This is a genomic window from Variovorax sp. GW821-FHT10D07, assembly GCF_059415325.1.
The window spans coordinates 1-18,151 of the sequence record NZ_JBWKMZ010000029.1; the positions used below are offsets into that span (position 1 = coordinate 1).

General features: G+C 71.1%; 17 protein-coding genes. 9 read left to right on the forward strand and 8 right to left on the reverse strand.

All coding sequences use genetic code 11. The features are described 5' to 3' along the window. The first annotated feature begins 109 nt into the window (after positions 1 to 109). Entirely contained in the window at positions 110 to 811 is a 702-nt protein-coding gene (locus tag AC07PU_RS41335) for an arylmalonate decarboxylase (RefSeq protein WP_495323559.1), read from the forward strand. Between the two features lie 23 nt (positions 812 to 834). On the opposite strand, the gene AC07PU_RS41340 is transcribed toward AC07PU_RS41335, so the two are convergent. Then, positions 835 to 1,995, reverse strand: coding sequence for an acyl-CoA dehydrogenase family protein (locus AC07PU_RS41340; RefSeq protein WP_177239582.1), 1,161 nt, complete (start codon positions 1,993 to 1,995; stop codon positions 835 to 837). Positions 1,996 to 2,209: 214 nt separating this feature from the next. Here AC07PU_RS41340 and AC07PU_RS41345 point away from each other — a divergent pair, with 214 nt between their 5' ends. Beyond that, a complete protein-coding gene (locus AC07PU_RS41345; RefSeq protein WP_057592921.1) occupies positions 2,210 to 2,389 on the forward strand; it encodes a DUF3606 domain-containing protein in 180 nt (59 codons plus the stop codon). A gap of 189 nt (positions 2,390 to 2,578) precedes the next feature. Continuing rightward, positions 2,579 to 3,256 (forward strand): hypothetical protein, encoded by a 678-nt coding sequence (locus AC07PU_RS41350; protein ID WP_398499858.1) that lies wholly within the window; start codon positions 2,579 to 2,581, stop codon positions 3,254 to 3,256. Here the strand turns inward: AC07PU_RS41350 and AC07PU_RS41355 are convergent. After that, positions 3,202 to 4,506 (reverse strand): DNA topoisomerase IB, encoded by a 1,305-nt coding sequence (locus tag AC07PU_RS41355; protein ID WP_495323560.1) that lies wholly within the window; start codon positions 4,504 to 4,506, stop codon positions 3,202 to 3,204. The genes AC07PU_RS41350 and AC07PU_RS41355 overlap by 55 nt on opposite strands. Before the next feature lie 133 nt (positions 4,507 to 4,639). Here AC07PU_RS41355 and AC07PU_RS41360 point away from each other — a divergent pair, with 133 nt between their 5' ends. Then, positions 4,640 to 5,692, forward strand: coding sequence for a purine-nucleoside phosphorylase (locus tag AC07PU_RS41360; RefSeq protein WP_093356134.1), 1,053 nt, complete (start codon positions 4,640 to 4,642; stop codon positions 5,690 to 5,692). Between the two features lie 15 nt (positions 5,693 to 5,707). Here the strand turns inward: AC07PU_RS41360 and AC07PU_RS41365 are convergent, their stop codons facing one another. Together AC07PU_RS41365 and AC07PU_RS41370 are read right to left on the reverse strand one after the other, a co-directional pair. Next, a complete protein-coding gene (locus tag AC07PU_RS41365) occupies positions 5,708 to 6,394 on the reverse strand; it encodes a TIGR02117 family protein (RefSeq protein WP_495323561.1) in 687 nt (228 codons plus the stop codon). Between the two features lie 4 nt (positions 6,395 to 6,398). Further along, on the reverse strand, positions 6,399 to 7,589 hold the full coding sequence (locus AC07PU_RS41370; protein WP_495323584.1) for a Y-family DNA polymerase: 1,191 nt from the start codon (positions 7,587 to 7,589) through the stop codon (positions 6,399 to 6,401). A 420-nt stretch (positions 7,590 to 8,009) separates the two neighbouring features. On the opposite strand from AC07PU_RS41370, the gene AC07PU_RS41375 reads away from it, so the two are divergent. Both AC07PU_RS41375 and AC07PU_RS41380 read left to right on the forward strand, forming a co-directional pair. After that, the gene (locus AC07PU_RS41375; protein WP_495323562.1) at positions 8,010 to 8,858 is read left to right on the forward strand and encodes an RNase A-like domain-containing protein; all 849 of its coding nucleotides are present in this window, start codon (positions 8,010 to 8,012) and stop codon (positions 8,856 to 8,858) included. A gap of 23 nt (positions 8,859 to 8,881) precedes the next feature. Continuing rightward, entirely contained in the window at positions 8,882 to 9,160 is a 279-nt protein-coding gene (locus AC07PU_RS41380; protein WP_495323563.1) for a contact-dependent growth inhibition system immunity protein, read from the forward strand. Between the two features lie 15 nt (positions 9,161 to 9,175). Here AC07PU_RS41380 and AC07PU_RS41385 read toward each other — a convergent pair whose 3' ends face one another. Continuing rightward, positions 9,176 to 10,687, reverse strand: a complete 1,512-nt coding sequence (locus tag AC07PU_RS41385) for a TRAP transporter large permease subunit (RefSeq protein ID WP_495323564.1) — start codon at positions 10,685 to 10,687, stop codon at positions 9,176 to 9,178. Further along, a complete protein-coding gene (locus tag AC07PU_RS41390) occupies positions 10,684 to 11,178 on the reverse strand; it encodes a C4-dicarboxylate ABC transporter substrate-binding protein (RefSeq protein ID WP_093356123.1) in 495 nt (164 codons plus the stop codon). Before AC07PU_RS41390 ends, AC07PU_RS41385 begins: the two co-directional genes overlap by 4 nt. 93 nt (positions 11,179 to 11,271) lie before the next feature. On the opposite strand from AC07PU_RS41390, the gene AC07PU_RS41395 reads away from it, so the two are divergent. After that, entirely contained in the window at positions 11,272 to 11,832 is a 561-nt protein-coding gene (locus tag AC07PU_RS41395) for a putative glycolipid-binding domain-containing protein (RefSeq protein WP_495323565.1), read from the forward strand. Between the two features lie 151 nt (positions 11,833 to 11,983). Here AC07PU_RS41395 and AC07PU_RS41400 read toward each other — a convergent pair whose 3' ends face one another. Together AC07PU_RS41400 and AC07PU_RS41405 are read right to left on the reverse strand one after the other, a co-directional pair. Next, a complete protein-coding gene (locus tag AC07PU_RS41400) occupies positions 11,984 to 12,979 on the reverse strand; it encodes a Bug family tripartite tricarboxylate transporter substrate binding protein (RefSeq protein WP_495323566.1) in 996 nt (331 codons plus the stop codon). Beyond that, a complete protein-coding gene (locus tag AC07PU_RS41405; RefSeq protein ID WP_431511875.1) occupies positions 12,976 to 13,908 on the reverse strand; it encodes a LysR substrate-binding domain-containing protein in 933 nt (310 codons plus the stop codon). The genes AC07PU_RS41400 and AC07PU_RS41405 overlap by 4 nt, the downstream gene beginning before the upstream one ends. Positions 13,909 to 14,084: 176 nt before the next feature. Here AC07PU_RS41405 and AC07PU_RS41410 point away from each other — a divergent pair, with 176 nt between their 5' ends. Together AC07PU_RS41410 and AC07PU_RS41415 are read left to right on the forward strand one after the other, a co-directional pair. Beyond that, a complete protein-coding gene (locus AC07PU_RS41410; protein ID WP_495323585.1) occupies positions 14,085 to 16,778 on the forward strand; it encodes a tannase/feruloyl esterase family alpha/beta hydrolase in 2,694 nt (897 codons plus the stop codon). Positions 16,779 to 16,780: 2 nt separating this feature from the next. Beyond that, positions 16,781 to 18,151 (forward strand): alpha/beta hydrolase family protein, encoded by a 1,371-nt coding sequence (locus AC07PU_RS41415; protein ID WP_495323586.1) that lies wholly within the window; start codon positions 16,781 to 16,783, stop codon positions 18,149 to 18,151.

Sequence of the window (18,151 nt, forward strand, 5' to 3'; positions counted from 1 at the left end):
TCCCGCAGCGAAATCAAGGAGGAGGCCGCAGGCCGGGGGACATTCGCGGAGGGAAGTACCCGCTGTCCTGTGCACGCACCCCGAACCCTAAAAACGAAGGCAACCAAAAATGCCCCACCTGGGCCTCATAGTCCCCCCGAAAGCAGGCGAAGTCCCCATCGACGGCCCACTTCTCTACGGCACCCGCATCCGCTTCAGTGCACGCGGCCTGGGCCTCGGAGAAATCTCGACGCGCGGCTACACCGAAGTCATCGACTCGGTGATCGGCAAGGCGCTGGAACTCAAGGAGGAGGGCGTCGGCGCCATTTCCCTCATGGGCACTTCGCTGAGCTTCTTCCGCGGTGCCGCCTTCAACCGGCAACTCGAAGTCGAGATGTCGCGCGCCACCGGCCTGCCCTGCACCACCATGAGCAACGCCATCGTCGAAGGACTGCGCAGCCTCGGCGTGAAGCGCGTCGCCGTGGCCACCGCCTACATCGACGAGGTCAACGTGCAGCTGCGGCGCTACCTCGAACAGAGCGACTTCGAACCGCTGGCCATCGAAGGCCTGTCGATCTCCGATGTGCAGCAGGTCGGCCAGGTCGGCACGCAGGTGCTGGTGGACCTGGGCCGCCGGGTGTTCGAGGCACGGCCGGGGGCGGACGGCATCCTCATCTCCTGCGGCGGACTCGTCACGCTCGACGCCGTGCGCGAGCTCGAGTCGATGCTGCAGGTGCCCGTGGTCTCGAGTTCGCCCGCGGGCTTTCGCGACCTGGTGCGCAAGGCCGGGCTCGATGCGCGCTCGCCCGGCAATGGCCGTCTGTTCGACTGAGAAGACGGCGGCGGACCCGTCGCTCAGAACGAACGCGGCAGGCCGAGCATGTGCTCGGCCACATAGCTGAGGATCAGGTTGGTCGAGATCGGCGCCACCTGGTAGAGCCGCGTCTCGCGGAACTTGCGCTCGATGTCGTATTCGCAGGCGAAGCCGAAGCCGCCGTGGAACTGCAGGCAGGCGTTCGCCGCCTCCCAGCTCGCCTTGGCCGCGAGGTACTTCGCCATGTTGGCTTGCGCGCCGCAGGGCTCGCGTGCGTCGAACAGGCGGCAGGCCTCGTAGCGCATCAGGTTCGCGGCCTCGACCTCGATGAAGGCCTCGGCGATCGGGAATTGCACGCCCTGGTTCTGGCCGATCGGGCGACCGAACACCACGCGCTCCTTGGCATAGGCCGTCACCTTGTCGATGAACCAATAGCCGTCGCCGATGCATTCGGCCGCGATCAGCGTGCGCTCGGCATTGAGCCCGTCGAGGATGTACTTGAAGCCCTGGCCTTCCTCGCCGATCAGGTTCTCGGCCGGGATCTCGAGGTTCTCGAAGAACAGCTCGTTGGTCTCGTGGTTCACCATGTTGAGGATCGGCCGCACCGTCATGCCCTGGCCGATGGCCTCGCGCAGGTCGACGATGAAGATCGACATGCCCTCGGATTTCTTCTTCACCTCGGCCAGCGGCGTGGTGCGCGCCAGCAGGATCATCAGGTCGGAATGCTGGATGCGCGAGATCCACACCTTCTGGCCGTTGACGACATAGCGGTCGCCCTTCTTCACCGCCGTCGTCTTGATCTTCGTGGTGTCGGTGCCCGTGGTGGGCTCGGTCACGCCCATCGACTGCAGCCGCAGTTCGCCGCTCGCGATCTTCGGCAGGTACCGCTGCTTCTGCGCCTCGCTGCCATGGCGCAGCAGCGTGCCCATGTTGTACATCTGGCCATGGCAGGCGCCCGAGTTGCCGCCGCAGCGGTTGATCTCTTCCATGATCACCGAGGCCTCGGTCAGGCCCAGGCCCGAGCCGCCGTACGCCTGCGGGATCAGCGCGGCCATCCAGCCGGCCTGGGTGAGCGCGTCCACGAACTCGGCGGGATAGCCGCGCGCCTCGTCGATCTTGCGGAAGTATTCGTCGGGAAACTGCGCGCAGAGGTCGCGCACGGCGTCGCGGATGTCGGGGAAGCGGGTGTCGTTGCTGTGCATCGCCTGAATCTATCCGCGCGCGCGGCGCGCGTCTCTCGGATTTCGGAAGCCTCCCTTCGGCCAAGGCGGATGCCCGGTCGCGGCCGTCGATTGCGCGCGACTCGCCGCGCTTCGGACATGTCCTGCAACGGGACGCGCTGCGGTCTTTCCGGCGCCTTCATCGAACGGACGCAATCTGCTGCCCATTCCCTGAACCATCCTGGAGGACAGCACCATGGCAGACGACCTGAGCAAGCGCGGACAGCCCGACCGCTCGCGCATCAACGTGAACGAGGCGCACGAGATGCGCTACTGGACCCAGACCCTGGGCGTGACCGAAGCGCAACTGCGCTCGGCGGTGGCGGCCGCCGGCGTCGAGGTCAAGGACGTGCGCACCTACCTCGGCAAGCCCTGAGCGACGGTGAACGGGAACCTGCGTAGGCAGGTTCCTACACCCGGGCGGCGAGGCGCGGCCGATACTCTGTCGCTTGCCTCGCACCGGGACATTTCCCTTGAACCTCCCCCCCTTCCTCGCTTCCCTCCCTGGCCCGACGCTCGGGCATCGTTCCTTGCAAGCCGCCCCCGCGGCGGGAGCCGTAGCGCGATGAAGAGCTCTCCCGGAGCCCGCAGCTGGATCGCCGCCGGCGTGCGCCACGAACTGCTGACCCGCGCCTTGCCCGCGCTGCGCCACGACATGGCGGCGCCGGTGTCGGTGATCCGCATGGCGCTGCTGATGCTCAAGCGCCAGCTCGGCGCCGAGACCATCGACCGCGCCGTCAGCGAGGAGCGCATGGGCCTGGTCGACGGCCAGGTGTCCGAACTGGTCGAGGGCATCCGCTCGCTGCGCGACTGGGAGCTGGCCACCACCGACGACGGCATCACGCGCGCGGCGCTGGTGGCGCGCTGCGTCGCGCTGATGCGCGCCGCCTTCGACCTGCATGGCGTGTCGCTCGAGGTGGATGATGCGCTCGCCGCCGGCGAGGACGAGAAGCGCTGGCCCTCGGCGGCCGCGCTGCGCTACCTGTTCCTCGGCGCGCTCGGCTACCTGCACGACGGCGCGCCCGAGGCTGGCGCGATCCGGATCGAGGCCGATGGCCCCGAAGGCCTGCGCTTCGCGGCATTGCCGCGCGAGGCCAGCGCCGTCAATCCGGTGCTCGATGCGCACCGCGCACCACGCGCGCTGGCCATCGACGCGGTCGCGCTGCAGAGCCTGGCCGAGGACCTCGGCTACCGCATCGCGCTCGAGCGCGACAGCGTGCGCTTCTCGCTCGGCGCGGGCTGAGCACGCGGCCGCGCCGGCGCGGCCTTGCGCACCGGCAGCGGTGCGTGCTTCGTTTCCTTCTTCGAGGCCGTTGAACCCGATGCGGGCTTGGCGCTCTTGCGCTGCCGCGTCGCGGCCTGGGCTTCGCGCCGATGCGCCTGCAGAAAACCCAATAGCCGCCGCTCCGCCGCGTGCAGCCCGCGCGACGGCCGCGCGCTGCGGCGCCCCGCGATGCGTTCGAGCAGGGCCGACGCCGCATCGGCCTCGGTGCTCGCGAGCGCACTGCCCAGCGACAGCACCGCGGGATGCACATAGGCTTTCTTGCAGACCGCGGGCGTGTTGCCGAGCTGGCGCGCCACGGTCGCGAGGATGTCCTTCGCGGTGTAGCGGTTGCCGTCCGAGGCGACCCGACCCGGCTCGCAGGCCAGCCGCGTGAGCTCCAACGCCTGCACCGTGCCATGCCAGGTGCGGAAGTCCTTCGCGGTGAAGCGCTCGCCGTCCAGGCCCTTCTGGCCCTCGACCACCTCGCCGAGGTAGTCGTTGACGTCGGTCGACGAGACGCTGTGCGGCTCGCCGTCCTCGCCCACGTACTGGAACAGCGCCTGCCCCGGCAGTTGCTGGCAGCCGCGCACGATCTTCGCCACGCGCGGGTCCTCGAGCGTGGCCTCGTGCATCACGCCGCTCTTGCCGCGAAAGCGCAGCCGCAGCGCCGCGCCCTTCACCGCCGCATGCCGGTTGCGCAGCGTGGTGAGGCCGTAGGAACCGTTGCTGCTCGCGTACTCCTCGTTGCCCACGCGCATCAGGGTGGTATCGAGCAGCCGCACCAGCGCGGCCAGCACCTGCGCGCGGGCCGGCGCGCCCGTGACCTTGCCGGCCTGGAGGTCGCGCTGTACCCGCGCGCGGATGCGCGGCAGCGCGCGCGCGAAGGCCTCAAGCCGGTCGAACTTGGTCTCGTCCTTCAGCGCCCGCCAGTCGGCGTGGTAGCGGTACTGCTTGCGGCCGCGCGCGTCGAGGCCCGTGGCCTGCAGGTGACCGTTGGGCAGCGGGCAGATCCACACCTCGTCGTAGGCCGGCGGAATCGCCAGCATGCGGATGCGCGAGAGTTCGTCCGCGTCGCGCACCCACTGGCCGCGCGCGTCGCGGTAGCGGAACTTCGCGCCGTGCCGCAGGCGCCGGATGCCCGGCATGTCGGGGTTCACGTAGACCAGCCCGTTCGCGATCGGCGTGGGCTTGGACGGAGGCCGTCTCGCGGAGGATGCTGTGTCCGGCATGGTGGTTGCGTGGTGTAGACAGGCCCGTTGTGCCAGCGCCGACAATGCGCGGCTGTAGGACGCCGCGAGCGCCGCCGGTGCGATGGCCGCGCTTGCGTGTCCTGCCCTCATCCTCGAACCCACGGAGTCCCCCATGCCGTCTTCCTCCTCCCTGTGCTTCGCCCGCCTCTCGGCGCTGGCCGCCGCCGCGCTGCTGGCCGGTGCCGCCAGTGCCGCCACCATGCCGCCCGCGCCCGGCGCCGAGGCCCGCGCCGAACTGCCCGTGAAGGTGAAGGTGTTCGTCGCCGCCATGTTCGAGATCGGCCAGAACAGCGGCGATCGCGCGGGCGAGTTCCAGCACTGGTACGAGCGCTACTGGAAGGGCGCGAAGCCGATGGCCGTGCCCGGCGCGCTCCAGCCCGTCTACTGCAATGCCGACGGCGTCTGCGGCGCGGTGCTCGGCATGGGCAAGGTCAATTCCTCGGCCTCGATGCAGGCGATCCTCTTGAACCCGCAGTTCGATTTCTCGCAGGCCTACTACGTGATCTCGGGCGTGGCCGGCACGCCGCCTTCGCGCGGCACCATCGGCGAGGTGAGCTGGGCCACCTGGCTGGTCGACTACGACCTCGGCCACCGCTGGGCACCCGAGGAGAACAAGCCCGGCGAGCCCACCTTCATGCCGCGCAAGGGCTACGAGTCGTACCGCCGCTTCAAGCTCAACCCCGACCTCGTCGGCTGGGCCATGAAGCTCACGGCCGACACGCCGCTCAAGGATTCCGAATCGGCGCGCAGCTACCGGCTGCGCTATCCCGATGCCGCGGCGCGCCGCGCGCCCTTCGTCGGCACCGGCACCCACATGACGGGCGACACCTTCTTCCACGGCCCCGGCATGTCGAACCAGGCGCAGTACATCGCGAAGCTCTATGGCGCCGACGACTACGTGATCACCGAGATGGAGGCCGCCGCGATCACGCTCGTGATCCAGCGCACCCACGGCACCGACCGCGTGATGAGCCTGCGCGGCGCGGTCAACTTCGACCAGGGCAATCCCAACGAGACCACCTTGCAGCATCTCGACCCCGCGCCCGGCGAAACGGCCGGCGGCTTCGCCGAGACGGTGGAGAACATCGCGCTGGTGGGCACGCGCGTGGTCGACCACATCGTGGCGAACTGGGGGCAGTGGCAGGGCGGCGTGCCGCGGCCTTGAGGCACGGGGCCGCGCTCAGGGCGCCGGCTGCAGATGCCAGGTCACCGTGAAGTCGAACGGCGTCCAGCGGCTGACCTTCACGCCCGCGCGGCGCAGGCCGCGGCCGGTCCAGGTGTTGCAGGTCTCGAACAGGTGGTAGGCGCCGTTGGCCTCGTAGAAGGCGTCCTGCGCGTTGTAGTGCGCGCCCGCGATGGCCGTCGCCTGGCCCGCGGGCAAGGTGCTGCGCACATGCTCGATCAGGCGCAGGTACTGCGGCATCGACAGCGGCAGTCGGAACGCGCCGGGCCCGAACTGGTCGCGCCGCAGATAGCTCACGTGCAGCAGCGCGCGGTTGCGGCCCGACAGCGCGCCCAGCGCGCGCGCGGCCGTGAGGTCGGCCCAGGTCGGCGTGTGCAGGTAGAACTCGCGGTCGCCCCAGCCCAGCGCCACGTATTCGGCACCGGGCGGCACGGCCGGGAAGTCCGCGAGCGGGAACAACTTCTGCCAATCGATCAGCGCCGAGCGCACCGGGAACACGTAGTCGGTGTGCACGCCGTTGCTCAGCACCCAGGCCTCGACATAGGGCGCGGCCGGCGCCGTGGCCTTCGCATGGCTGGGCCAGAACACCAGCGCGAAGGCCGTTCCCACGTAGAGCCCGATCAGCACCACGAGGCCGAGCAGCAGCAGCGAGAAGCGGCGCAGCCAGCGTGCGATGAAGGCCATGGCGTCAGAACAGCGAAGCGGTGGCCGACTCGGGCGCGGCGGCCGGGCGCTGCGCGCCGCCGGCCGGTGCCAGCGCCTCGGGGCTGCCCGCGCGCGCCAGCGCGCCCACGCGCACGCCCAGGAGGCGCAGCGGGCGTTCGAGCGGCACGCGCTTCAGGCACAGGCCGCCCGTGCGGCGGATGGTCTTCGCGTCGTCGGTGAAGCGGTCGATGGTCTGGTCGCGCGTGGCGATCTTGAAGTCGTCGTAGCGCAGCTTGATGCCGATGGTCTTGCCCACATAGCCCTTGCGCTGCAGGTCCTCGGCGAGCTTCTCGCACAGCCGCGTGAAGATCTCGCCGAGCTCCGCGCGGTCGCGCACCGCATGCAGGTCGCGCTCGAAGGTGGTCTCGCGGCTCATTGAGACCGGCTCGCTCTCGGTCACCACCGGGCGGTCGTCTCGGCCCCACGCCACCTCGTGCATCCAGGCGCCGGTGGACTTGCCGAAGTTGTCGATCAGCCAGCCGCGCTCGCAGGCCGCGAGCTGGCCGATGGTCTCGATGCCCAGGCGCTTGAGCTTCTCGTCGGCCTTGGGCCCGATGCCGTTGACCTTGCGGCAGGGCAGCGGCCAGATGCGGGTCTCGATGTCGTCCTGGTAGACCACCGAGATGCCGTTGGGCTTGTTGAATTCGCTCGCCATCTTGGCGATCAGCTTGTTGGGCGCCACGCCGATCGAGCAGGTCAGGCCGGTGGCCTGGAAGATCGACTTCTGGATCAGCCGCGCCAGCGTGCGCCCGCCCTCGCGCTGGCCGCCGGGCACCTCGGTGAAGTCGATGTAGACCTCGTCCACGCCGCGGTCCTCCATCAGCGGCGCGATGTCGGTGATGATCGACTTGAAGCCGCGCGAGTACTTGCGGATTTCCTCGAAGTCCACGGGCAGCAGGATCGCGTCGGGGCACAGCTTGGCGGCCTTCATGAGCCCCATGGCCGAGCCCACGCCGAACTGCCGCGCCGGGTAGGTCGCGGTGGTGATCACACCACGGCCCACGTAGTCCTTGAGCCGCGCGAAGGCATCGACCGGAATGTCGGCCAGCGTGCCGCCGGGCGGCAGGTGGCGGATCGCCTCGTCCACGCTGCGCCGGCCGCCGCCGATCACCACCGGCAGGCCCTTGAGCTGCGGATAGCGCAGCAGCTCGACCGACGCGTAGAAGGCGTCCATGTCGAGGTGGGCGATGCGGCGGATCGGGGGCGTGGCGGCAGGCTTGGAACTCACGGTAACGATTGTCTCGCGCTGCGCCGATGTTCGCCCGGGCCGTGCAAGAATGCTTCGGAATTTCAATCCTCCGCAAGGGCCAAGAACGTGTTCATGATCTTTTCATGGTGCCCGTTGCCCCGCAAAGCTGGCAGGTGCAAGGCGCAAAGCGCAGCCGGGCTGGTGGCCCGACGAGCATTTGCAACGCCGCAGATGCCAGCTTTGCGGGGCAACCCGAAGGGCAAGGCAGCAAAGCGCCGCACTCGTCGTTGCGCACCTTGTCCAGGCATCAGCCTGGACGGCGGCGCGCGCCTAGATTGCGACGCTTTGCTGCCTTGCGGGCACCATGAAAAGATCATGAACACGTTCTAGGGAAAGGAATCCACCATGGGTGACGACGACGAAGGCGGCCTCTCGGTCGCGCTGACGCCGGTGCAGCTGGCGGCGGTGCTCGGTGGCGAGGACGTGCCCGAGTCGGCGAGCCTCAGCAACCGGCTCTGGGGCACCGCGGCGCTGGTCGGCGGCGTCATCGAGCTGGTCGGCGCGGGCGTGCTGTGCGTCGCGCCCGAACCCACGATGGCGAGCAAGGTCGGCTGCGTGGTGCTCGGTGCCCACGGCAGCGACGTCACCGCCACCGCCGCGCGCCAGATCTGGACCGGCCGCTCGCAGCGCACCGCCACCTCCATGACGGCCGATGCCGCCGCGCAGGCCATGGGTGCCTCGCCCGAGACCGGCGCGCAGGTGGGGCTCGCGGTCGACGTCGCGGTGCCGCTGTTCGTGGCCGGCGGCCTCGCCGCATCGCGCGTCATCGCGGTGCGCGCGAGCCGCTTCAAGCTCGAGCCCGTGCGCCTCATCGAGCACGAAGGCGTGGCCGGCTCCAAGGCCGGCGGCCACACCATCCGCGAACACGTCGGCAAATCGGCGCAGGACCTGTTCGACCGCTTCGCGAAGAAGCCCAGCCTGCAGAAGTCGTCGTCGTTCTTCGACCTCGCCACCGCCGAGTCGGCCATCAGCCAGACGGTGCGCGCCAATGCGCGCGCGATCCGCGCCTGGTCGCGCTCGGCGCAGGTGGGCTCCAAGCCGATGGCCTTCGAGCACGACATCGGCACCGTGGTCGGCATCGGCGTGCAGCGCGGCAGCACGGCCGTGAGCCAGCTCACCAAGGTGCGCGTGACGCTCAACATGAAGGCCTACAACGGCAAGCCCTTCTACATCCTCACCGCCCATCCGTTCTGACAGCCAGCACGAAAAATCCCACGATGCGATTCGAACTGATCGACCACTTGACCAAGGTCTATTTCGGCCAGGATGCCGACATCCTCTTCGGCGAGACCGGCGCCGAGATCATGGCCTCGTACCGCGAATCGAGCACCCCGGCCGAGCTGGCCGCGCTGCGTGCCGAGATCACCGACTACCGGGGTTCGCACGACGACGTCGAGGCCGCGTTCGCGCGCGACTTCGAGCGCGACTACCTGCCCGAGGATTTCGGCCGCACGGCGGCGGAGTTCTTCGATCGCGTGCTGGCGGCGGTGCAGTAGCGCCCGCGGCTTCGTTCAGGGCGATTCGGTGGCGGGCACGCCGTCGGCCGGATCGGGCGGCGGGGCCATCTCGCGCATCAGGCGGTCGACCGTGTCGGCGTCCATCGGTGCCTGCGCGGCCGCCGACTCGGGCGCATCGCGCAGCCAGCGCGTGCTGCCGGGCCAGGCCATCGCCGCGGCCATCACCAGCGCGAGCAGCACGAGGTAAGGGGCCAGCGCGAGCGCCACCGCGCGCAGCGGCGGGCGCGGCACGGTCTGCCCGCGCGCGAGCACCAGCGCATAGCCGAAGGGCGGCAGCAGGAAGCCGGCCTGCAGCACCAGCAGCGCGAGCGTCGCGATCCAGGCCGCGTCGGGGAGTTGCGCGAGCACCGGCGGCATCACGATCGGCACCACCAGGAAGATCAGCTCGAAGGCATCGAGCACGAAGGCGCAGGCCAGCAGGATGGCGAGCACGGCGCCCAGGCCGATCATCGGATGGCCCTGCAGCGCGAGCATCAGCCGCATGACCAGCGCATCGGTGCCGAAGCCGCGCAGCAGCAGCGAGAAGGTGGTGGCCGCGACCAGCAGCGCATAGAGCGCGCCGGTCAGTGCCATCGCGTCGTCGAGCACCTGGCGCAGCAGCCCCGCGCGCAGCAGCTGGCCCGAGACCAGTCCCCAGCCCAGCAGCAGCATGCAGGCGGTGGCGGCGCCTTCGACCGGCCGCACGCGGCCGAGCGCGATCAGCACCAGCAGCGTGCCGATCACGGGCGGCACGATCGAAAGGGTCCAGCGCTGCGGCCTCGTGAGCGGCTCGCGCGCGGTCGGTGTGGCCGACAGGACGGGCCGCTCGCGCCGCGCGCTCCAGGCGGCGATCGCGAGCCAGCCCGCGAACAGCGCCGCGGCCGGCAGCAACGCGGCCTGCAGGATGTCCTGCGTGTTGACGATGCGTTCGGCCGCGGCGCCCGGCAGGCCCAGGCTGCGCGCCATGTTCACGCCCTCGGTGTGGGCACGCAGCATCGCGTCGGCAAGCAGCAGCAGGACCAGCGAGGGCGGCACGATCACGCCGAGCGTGCCGGTCACCGCCACCAGCGCCGTGCGGCGCGGGGCCGGCAGGCCTTCGCGTGCCCAGCCCTCGCCCGCGGTGCGCGCCAGCGTGAGCAGGCTTGCGCCGACCGAGCCGTTCATCGGCGCCAGCAGCAGGCCGAGCACCATGCCCGCGATCTCGGCGGCCGCGCGCGGCGCGATGCGCGCGAGCAGGCGGCGCAGGCCCTCGTACAGGTGCTGCGCGAGCGCGAGCCGGTTGAGCAGCGCACCCACCAGCGCATAGAGCGCGAGCGCCTGCAGCAGGTCGTGCTCGAGCAGGCCGACGATGCGCCATGGCAGGTTCTGCAGCAGCGCCATGTCGAAGGCGCCGAGCGCCAGGCCCGTCACCGCGCCGAGCGTGGACACGCCGAGCAGCACCGCATAGGTCGGCCAGCCCGTGCTCATCATCAGCGCGAGCGCCACCGCGAGCAGCGCCAGGCCGAGCCAGCCGGTACCGGCGCTCATCGCGTGCGCCGCCACGGCCAGGCCTGCCAGAGCTCGAGCGCCGCCTGCAGCGCGAGCAGCACGGCGAGCAGCAGCAGCGCGATCTTGACCATGAAGTAGCCCGCGTTGAAGGTGTCGGGAAAGCGCTCTAGCGCGGCCACCGAGCCCAGCACCGGCCGTGCCGACACGGCCACCAGGAACAGCGCCCACGGCAGCACGCACAGCGCGGCACCGGCGCGGCGCCAGCGCGCGGGACTGCCCGCGGCAAGGTCGGGCCGCGCCACCAGGTGCGCGCCGCGGCGGCCCGCATGCCGCAGCGCCACCGCCACGTAGAGCGCGAACAGCCACTGCGCGAGGTCGTTGGCCTGCGTCGGTCCGAAGCCGGCCCCGGCGAGACCGCGCAGCGGCCACTGCAGGAACAGCAGCAGCGCGATCGCGAGCGCCAGCGGCATCGCCAGCCGATCGAGGCGGTCGAGCAGGCGGGTGGCGAGGCAGGCGTCGGGCGGCGTCATGGCGAGCGACGCTAGTTCCCGAACCTGACCAGCACCTGCGGCGTGGCGGGGCAATGCTTGCGCCGCCCCACCGCCCGCGCCATCATCCGCCCCATGCAAACCATCGCTTCCATCCTCTGGCGCAGGCTCGACGTCCCGGGCCACGATGCCTGCCGTCTCGAACGCAATGCCAGCGCCTGGCAGCTCGACGGCGCCTCGGCCTTCCGCGCCGAGGACGGCCGGGTGGCGCAGCTGCACTACCGCGTGCGCTGCGACCTGCACTGGCATGCGCAGTGGGGCACGGTGCGCGGCTGGCTCGGCGACAGCACGGTCGACCTCTCGATCACGCGCGACGCACAGGGCCGCTGGAAGCTCAACGACGAACCGGTGCCCGATCTCTCGCACTGCGTCGACCTCGACCTGGGCTTCACGCCCGCGACCAACCTGCTGCAGCTGCGTCGCCTCAATCTCTCGAAGGGCGAGGGCGCCGATGCGCCCGCGGCCTGGATCGACCTCGATGGCGGCAGCCTCGGCGAGCTGATGCAGCGCTACGAGCGCAGCGGCGACAACGCGTACCGCTACGTGGCGAAGCGCTTCGATTACGAGGCAGTGCTGGGCGTCACGGCCGATGGCTTCGTGCACGACTATCCGGGGCTCTGGGTCGCCGAAGCCTGACAAGATGTGAACAAACCCTGCTGCGCGCCCCGATCTCGCACCTCCGGTCCTCACCGTACGGAGTACGGCTCCGGTCCTCAGCGCGACCTCGGCGCGCTCGCTACGGTTTCTTCACACCTTGTGAGCACCGCGCCGGCCGCGCGATGCGGCCTCAATCGAACTGCGAGCGATCTCCCGCCACCAGCGCCCGGTTGCGCCGCCGGTCGAGCGCGATCTCGCGCGCGAAATCCTCGCTGCTGCCGCCGGCCGGCAGGTTGTAGGCCTCGCGCAGCCGAAGCCGCAGCGTCTCGCCGCGCAGCAGGCGCTGGATCTCGGCGTTGAGCCGCTGCACCACGGGCTGCGGCGTGCGCGCCGGCGCGAACAGGCCGAACAGCGAATCGCGGTTGGCGCGCTCGTAGCCGAGCTCGGCGAGCGTGGGCACCTCGGGCAGGGCCTCGATGCGGCGCGGCGCGCCGACCGCGAGGGCCTGGAAGCGGCCGCTCTCGATGTACTGCAGCTGCTGCGCCGCGACGTTGGTCGACAGCACCTCGAACTGGCCGCTCAGCGCATCGTTGAGCTGCGGGCCGCCGCCCTGGTAGGGGATGTGGGTGATGTCGGTGCGGCTCTGCATGCGCACCTGCGCGAGCACCAGGTGGCCGATGGTGGCCACGCCCGAGCTGGCCCAGCGCACCGCGCCGGGCTGGGCGCGCGCCTGCGCGATCAGGTCGCCGAAGCCGCGGCCGGTGAAGGCCTGGGTGCCGACCACCAGCACCGGCGTGCGCATCAGGCTGGCCACCGGCACGAAGGCGCGCAGCGGGTCGTAGGCCACGCGCGCGAGCAGCGGATGCAGCGTGAGCGGGCTGATGGCCGAGAAGGCCAGCGTGTGGCCGTCGGGCACGGCGCGCGCGAGCGCATCCATGCCCACGCTGCCGCCGGCGCCGGGCCGGTTCTCGATCAGCACCGGCACGCCGAGCGACTGCGCCAGCGGCTCGGCCAGCACGCGCGCCATGCCGTCGCTGACGCCGCCCGGCGGGTAGACCACGATCAGCCGCACCGGCCGACTGGGCCAGGCCGGCGCGGTGCTGGCGCGCGACACGCCGAGCGTGGCGAGGCCGACGAAGGACGCGCCCGCGCCCAGCAGCACGCGGCGATGCAGCGCCCGCGTCATGGCCGGCCCTTCGCGTCGCCGGCCGCGAGGCCGCGCAGCAGCGCGGCGAAACGGCGCGCGGGCAGGTTGTCCTCGTCGGCGCGCGACACCAGCGTGAGCGGCGCGTCGAGCGCGCCGCCGTCGGCCAGCGGCGCATAGGCGATCGCGTGCGCATGCACGCCGGTCATCGAGGCCGGTACCACCGACAGCCCGACGCCCGCGGCCACGAGGTTGAGGTTGGTCATCATGCGTTCGACCTCGGCCACCACGCGCGGGCGCAGGCCCTTGGCATGGCACAGCGCGAGCAGCTCGGCATAGAGGCCGGGCGCGCCGGGGCGCCGCACCAGGATCAGGTCTTCCTCGCAGAGTTTTGCCAGCGGCAGCGGGCGGGAAGCCGTGCGCTGGCTGCGCGCGGTGGCGAAGCGGTGGTCGCTGGGCATCGCCACCAGCACCGGCTCGCGCAGCAGGGTCTCGAACGCCAGGCCCGCGGGCCGGTCGACCGGCACGCGCAGCAGGCCGCAATGCACGCGGCCCGCGGCCAGCGCCTCGGTGATCTCGGCGGCGTTGTTCTCGCTGAGCTGCAGCTCGACGTCGGGGTACTCGCGCCGGAACGCGCGCAGCGCCTCGGGCACGAAGCGGTGCGCGGCGGCCGAACTGGTGAAGCCCACGGCCAGGCTGCCGGCCTGGCCGCTGGCCACGCGCGCCATGCGCTGCCGCATCGCGTCCATGTCCTGCAGCATGCGCAGCGCCTCGGCCTGGAACTGGCGGCCGGCGTCGGTCAGCGTCACGCCGCGCGGATGGCGCTTGAACAGCAGCACCCCGAGTTCGCGTTCCAGCGCCTTGATGGTCAGGCTCAGCGGCGGTTGCTGGATGCCCAGGCGCTCGGCGGCGCGCGTCATGTGGCCGGTCTCGGCGACGGCCACGAAGTAGCGCAGCGGTCTTATCTCCATACTTTTTTCATATTGAAAGTGCCTTGTTATTTTATTTGACCCTAGGTCAGGCTGCTTCTATCGTCCGGCCGCCTATTCAATGAGCGGCCCCACGAGGCCGTGTTCCGGAGACAAAGACCATGCGCCCACCGCGCCCCTTGCCGACATCCGTGCCGACCCGACTCGGCCTTCCCTCCATGCTGCGCGCCGGTGCCACCGCACTGGGCCTCTCGCTGATCCTGGCCGCCTGCGGTGGCGGAGGAGGAGGGGGCGGCGGCTTTCCGTTCCTGCCCGTCAATCCGCCCGCGAATGGTGGCGACGGCGGCAACCCGCCGGTGGAGCCGCCGCCGGCCCAGACCGCGAAGGCCTGCGCCGAGCTCGCCGGCATGACCCTGGCCGCCGCGCAGATCAGCCTGCCCACGCAGGGCGCCACCGTGACCAGCGCCACCGCGGTGGCCGCGGGCGATGCCGGCAACAACTACGGCGACTACTGCCGCGTGCGCGGCACCATCCAGCCGGTGGACCCGAACTCGCAGCTGATCAACTTCGCGCTGAACCTGCCCGAGAAGTGGAACCAGAAGACCATCCACTTCGGCGGCGGCGGCTTCGACGGCGTGCTGATCGACGGCACCGAGGTGATCCGCTTCGGCCCGCGCGAAAAGCCCGCGCCGCTCGCGCTCGGCTATGCCACCTACGGCGACGACTCGGGCCACCAGGCCAGCAGCATCACCGACGGCCGCTTCGCCGCCAACGACGAGCAGCTCGCCAACTACGGCGGCCAGTCGCTCAAGAAGACGCGCGACGTGGCGCAGGCGCTGGTGCTCGCGCGCTACGGCAGCAAGCCGAAGAAGGCCTACTTCCTCGGCACCTCGACCGGCGGGCGCGATGCGCTGAGCTACATCCAGCGCTGGCCGCTCGACTACGACGGCGTGATCGCCAACGAGCCCGCGCTCAACTACACGGGCACGCGGCTGTCGAATGTGGCCGTGGGCCGCGCGCTCTACAACAACGGCGGCGCGGGCTGGATGAACGTGGCCAAGACGCTGCTGGTGCAGCGGACCGTGCTGCAGGCCTGCGACAAGCTCGACGGCGCGGCCGACGGCATCGTGAGCAACGTCGAGAGCTGCCGCCAGCTCAACACGCAGATCCTCGCCTCGCTGCGCTGCACCGGCGGCACCGACACCGGCGACGGCTGCCTGTCCGACGCGCAGCTCGATACCGTGCGCACGATCGAGTCGCCGCTCGAGTTCACGAGCTACGCGCTGGGCAACGGCGTGAAGCGCGCGGGCGGCTACAACCTGCTCGAAGGCGCGCTGGTGGCGGGCCCGTACACCACGCGCGACCTCGGCACGCGCAAGGTGCCGGCCAACCCGGCCACCTCGGCCGACGCCAACATGTACGTCACCGGCGACCAGTGGGTGAAGTACTTCGTGACGCGCATCGAGGGCTTCGACACGCTGACCTTCGATCCACTGAACCCCGGCGCCTACGCGGCGCGCGTGACCGAGGTGTCGAACCTCACCGACGCCACCAACCCGGACCTCGCGCCCTTCTTCGCGCACGGCGGCAAGCTGATCATGCTGCACGGCCTGGCCGACGAGGTGATCAGCCCGAACTCGACCATCGACTACTACAAGCAGCTGATCGCCACCGTGGGCCAGGCCTCGGTCGACCAGAACGTGCGCTTCTACACCGTGCCCGGCATGGGCCATGGCACCGGCGTGTTCATCCCCAACTGGGATTCGCTCGCGGCGCTCGAGGGCTGGGTCGAGGGCGGCCTCGCGCCCGCCACCGGCGTGGCGGTCGATGCGGTGGCCGGCACCTATGGCCGCACCCGTCCGCTGTGCCAGTTCCCGGCCTGGCCCAAGTACCGCGGCAGCGGCAGCCTCGATGCGGCCGTCAACTACAGCTGCGTGACCGAGGTTGGCGATCCGCTGGCCTGCCCGAACCTGCCCGCGGCCGTTGCCACCTACAAAGGCGGCGACAGCTTCGGCGAAGAGCTGCGCGTGCAGATCGACCCGGCGACCATGGCCTACACCGTCACCGTCGATGCCAGCCTGCAGCGCACCGCCGGCACCACGCGCAGCGGCACGCTGGTGTCGCAGGGCCAGTGCAGCTACACCAGCGGCGAGAGCGGCGCGGTGTTCGCCTTCGCGCCGGGCGGCGTGCTGCTGGGCGGCGTGAACGCGCCGAGCGGCGGCGGCTTCGCACCGCTGCTCGCGTTCCAGAACACCTTCGAGAACTCGGCCTCGCCCGCGGTGTTCAACCCGGTCGCGAACATCTTCAACACGGTCGGTGTGCAGCAGGGCAGCGGCAGCGCCGTGCCCTATGCCGGCGCGGTGCGGCTGCGCAACGCGGGCACCTTCCAGTACTGCCGCAGCGCGGCGGGCAATGCCGGCAGCTTCATGGTCTACGACGCCAACTGCACCGAGACCGAAAAGGGCTACATCAGCTGGAACGGCACGCGCAATGCCTTCGACCTGCGCACCACCGCGCCGACCGGCGGCGCCACCACCACCGGCGGCACGCTCACCGGCTCGATGGTGATCGGCCTGGTGAACGGCGCCGCGGTGCCGATGCACCTGGTGCGCGAATCGGCCACCAGCTTCGGCCTGCGCCTGCACGCGACGCAGCTGAGCCTGACCGCGGGCGCGGCCGACGGCAGCTACGTGATGGCCAGCGTGAAGGGCGAGAACGCCGCGGCCACCGTGACCGGCACCGGCTTCAACCTCGCGGGCACGACCGCGACGCTGAGCTACGACAAGCCGGTGCCGGGCGTGGTGGAATCCAGCCTCGGTGCGCTTGACCACTTCCTCTTCAACAGCGGCGTGCTCGGCTTCGTGTCCGGCGCGGGCACGAGCGCGGCGCTGCAACTCGGAGTACGCCATTGACGATGCATCTCGAGCGGCGGGCGCGGCCCGCCTTCGCGGCGGCGCTGGCCGCGGCTACCGCCTTGTTCGCCACGCTGCCGGCGCAGGCCGCGCGCGTCGAAGGACCGCGCGCCGCCACCTGCCCGGCCCCGGTCCCCGAGGGCGCCCGCTGCTACACCGGCGCCGACGGCACCGGCGCGCTCTACTGGATCGCGATCCCCAAGGACTGGAACCGCGGCGTGCTCGTGATGCACGCGCACGGCGGCCCTGAAACCGGCCCCCCCAAGCTCGAGCGCAGCGAGGAGGACCTCAAGCGCTGGGCCGTCACCGTGAAGGCCGGCTATGCCTGGGCCGGTTCCACCTACCGGCGCGGCGGCTATGGCGTGACGATGGCGGCGGAGGACACCGAGCGCCTGCGCCAGCTCTTCGTGCGCCAGTTCGGCGAGCCGCGCCGCACCCTGCTGCACGGCCAGAGCTATGGCGCGGGCGTGGCGGCGAAGGCGGCCGAGCTCTATGCGCCGGCCGGCGGTGCCAAGGGCCCCTACGACGGCCTGCTGCTGACCAGCGGCGTGCTCGGCGGCGGCAACAGCGCCTACGACTTCCGGCTCGACCTGCGCGTGGTCTACCAGTACGTCTGCCGCAACCATCCCAAGCCCGACGAGCCGCAGTACCCGCTGTGGCAGGGCCTGCCGCTCGATGCGAAGCTCACGCGCAAGGAACTGGCCGACCGCGTGCGCGACTGCACCGGCGTGGGCTTGCCCGCGGCGCAGCGCACGCCCGAGCAGGCCGCGCGGCTCAAGACCCTCCTCACCGCGGTGAAGATCCCCGAGCGTTCGCTGGTCGGCCACCTGAACTGGGCTACCTGGCTGTTCCAGGACCTGACGCAGCTGCGGCTGCAGGGCCGCAATCCCTTCGGCAATGTCGGCGTGAGCTACGCCGCGGCGCCGGCCGAGGCCGCCGCGCTCAATGCCGGCGTGCTGCGCTACGCGGCCGATCCGCAGGCCAAGGGCGCGCTCGCGGCCGACAGCCAGCCCACGGGCCGCACCGCGCTGCCCACCGTGGGGCTGCATGCCATCGACGACCCGACCGCCTTCGTCGAGCTCGAGAGCGCCTACCGCCGCATCCGCGACGCGGCCGGCACCGGCGAGCTGCTGGTGCAGAGCTTCAGCGACGAGCGCGAGCACAGCTACCTCAGCGATTCGGAATACCCGGCGCTGTTCGCCGCGCTGCTCGACTGGATCGACAAGGGCGAGAAGCCCACGCCCGCGGGGCTCGCGCAGCGCTGCGCCGCGCTGATGCCGCGCTACGACACCGACGGCAAGAACGGCTGCCACATTCAGCCGGCCTGGCAGCCGCCGCCGCTCGAGCAGCGCGTGCCGGCACGCGCGCCCTGA

Excerpts from the sequence above, each read along its gene's own strand:
- AC07PU_RS41335 (WP_495323559.1), top strand. The coding sequence starts at position 110 with ATGCCCCACCTGGGCCTCATAGTCCCCCCGAAAGCAGGCGAAGTCCCC.
- AC07PU_RS41340 (WP_177239582.1), bottom strand. The coding sequence starts at position 1,995 with ATGCACAGCAACGACACCCGCTTCCCCGACATCCGCGACGCCGTGCGC.
- AC07PU_RS41345 (WP_057592921.1), top strand. The coding sequence starts at position 2,210 with ATGGCAGACGACCTGAGCAAGCGCGGACAGCCCGACCGCTCGCGCATC.
- AC07PU_RS41350 (WP_398499858.1), top strand. The coding sequence starts at position 2,579 with ATGAAGAGCTCTCCCGGAGCCCGCAGCTGGATCGCCGCCGGCGTGCGC.
- AC07PU_RS41355 (WP_495323560.1), bottom strand. The coding sequence starts at position 4,506 with ATGCCGGACACAGCATCCTCCGCGAGACGGCCTCCGTCCAAGCCCACG.
- AC07PU_RS41360 (WP_093356134.1), top strand. The coding sequence starts at position 4,640 with ATGCCGTCTTCCTCCTCCCTGTGCTTCGCCCGCCTCTCGGCGCTGGCC.
- AC07PU_RS41365 (WP_495323561.1), bottom strand. The coding sequence starts at position 6,394 with ATGGCCTTCATCGCACGCTGGCTGCGCCGCTTCTCGCTGCTGCTGCTC.
- AC07PU_RS41370 (WP_495323584.1), bottom strand. The coding sequence starts at position 7,589 with ATGGACGCCTTCTACGCGTCGGTCGAGCTGCTGCGCTATCCGCAGCTC.
- AC07PU_RS41375 (WP_495323562.1), top strand. The coding sequence starts at position 8,010 with ATGGGTGACGACGACGAAGGCGGCCTCTCGGTCGCGCTGACGCCGGTG.
- AC07PU_RS41380 (WP_495323563.1), top strand. The coding sequence starts at position 8,882 with ATGCGATTCGAACTGATCGACCACTTGACCAAGGTCTATTTCGGCCAG.
- AC07PU_RS41385 (WP_495323564.1), bottom strand. The coding sequence starts at position 10,687 with ATGAGCGCCGGTACCGGCTGGCTCGGCCTGGCGCTGCTCGCGGTGGCG.
- AC07PU_RS41390 (WP_093356123.1), bottom strand. The coding sequence starts at position 11,178 with ATGACGCCGCCCGACGCCTGCCTCGCCACCCGCCTGCTCGACCGCCTC.
- AC07PU_RS41395 (WP_495323565.1), top strand. The coding sequence starts at position 11,272 with ATGCAAACCATCGCTTCCATCCTCTGGCGCAGGCTCGACGTCCCGGGC.
- AC07PU_RS41400 (WP_495323566.1), bottom strand. The coding sequence starts at position 12,979 with ATGACGCGGGCGCTGCATCGCCGCGTGCTGCTGGGCGCGGGCGCGTCC.
- AC07PU_RS41405 (WP_431511875.1), bottom strand. The coding sequence starts at position 13,908 with ATGGAGATAAGACCGCTGCGCTACTTCGTGGCCGTCGCCGAGACCGGC.
- AC07PU_RS41410 (WP_495323585.1), top strand. The coding sequence starts at position 14,085 with ATGCTGCGCGCCGGTGCCACCGCACTGGGCCTCTCGCTGATCCTGGCC.
- AC07PU_RS41415 (WP_495323586.1), top strand. The coding sequence starts at position 16,781 with ATGCATCTCGAGCGGCGGGCGCGGCCCGCCTTCGCGGCGGCGCTGGCC.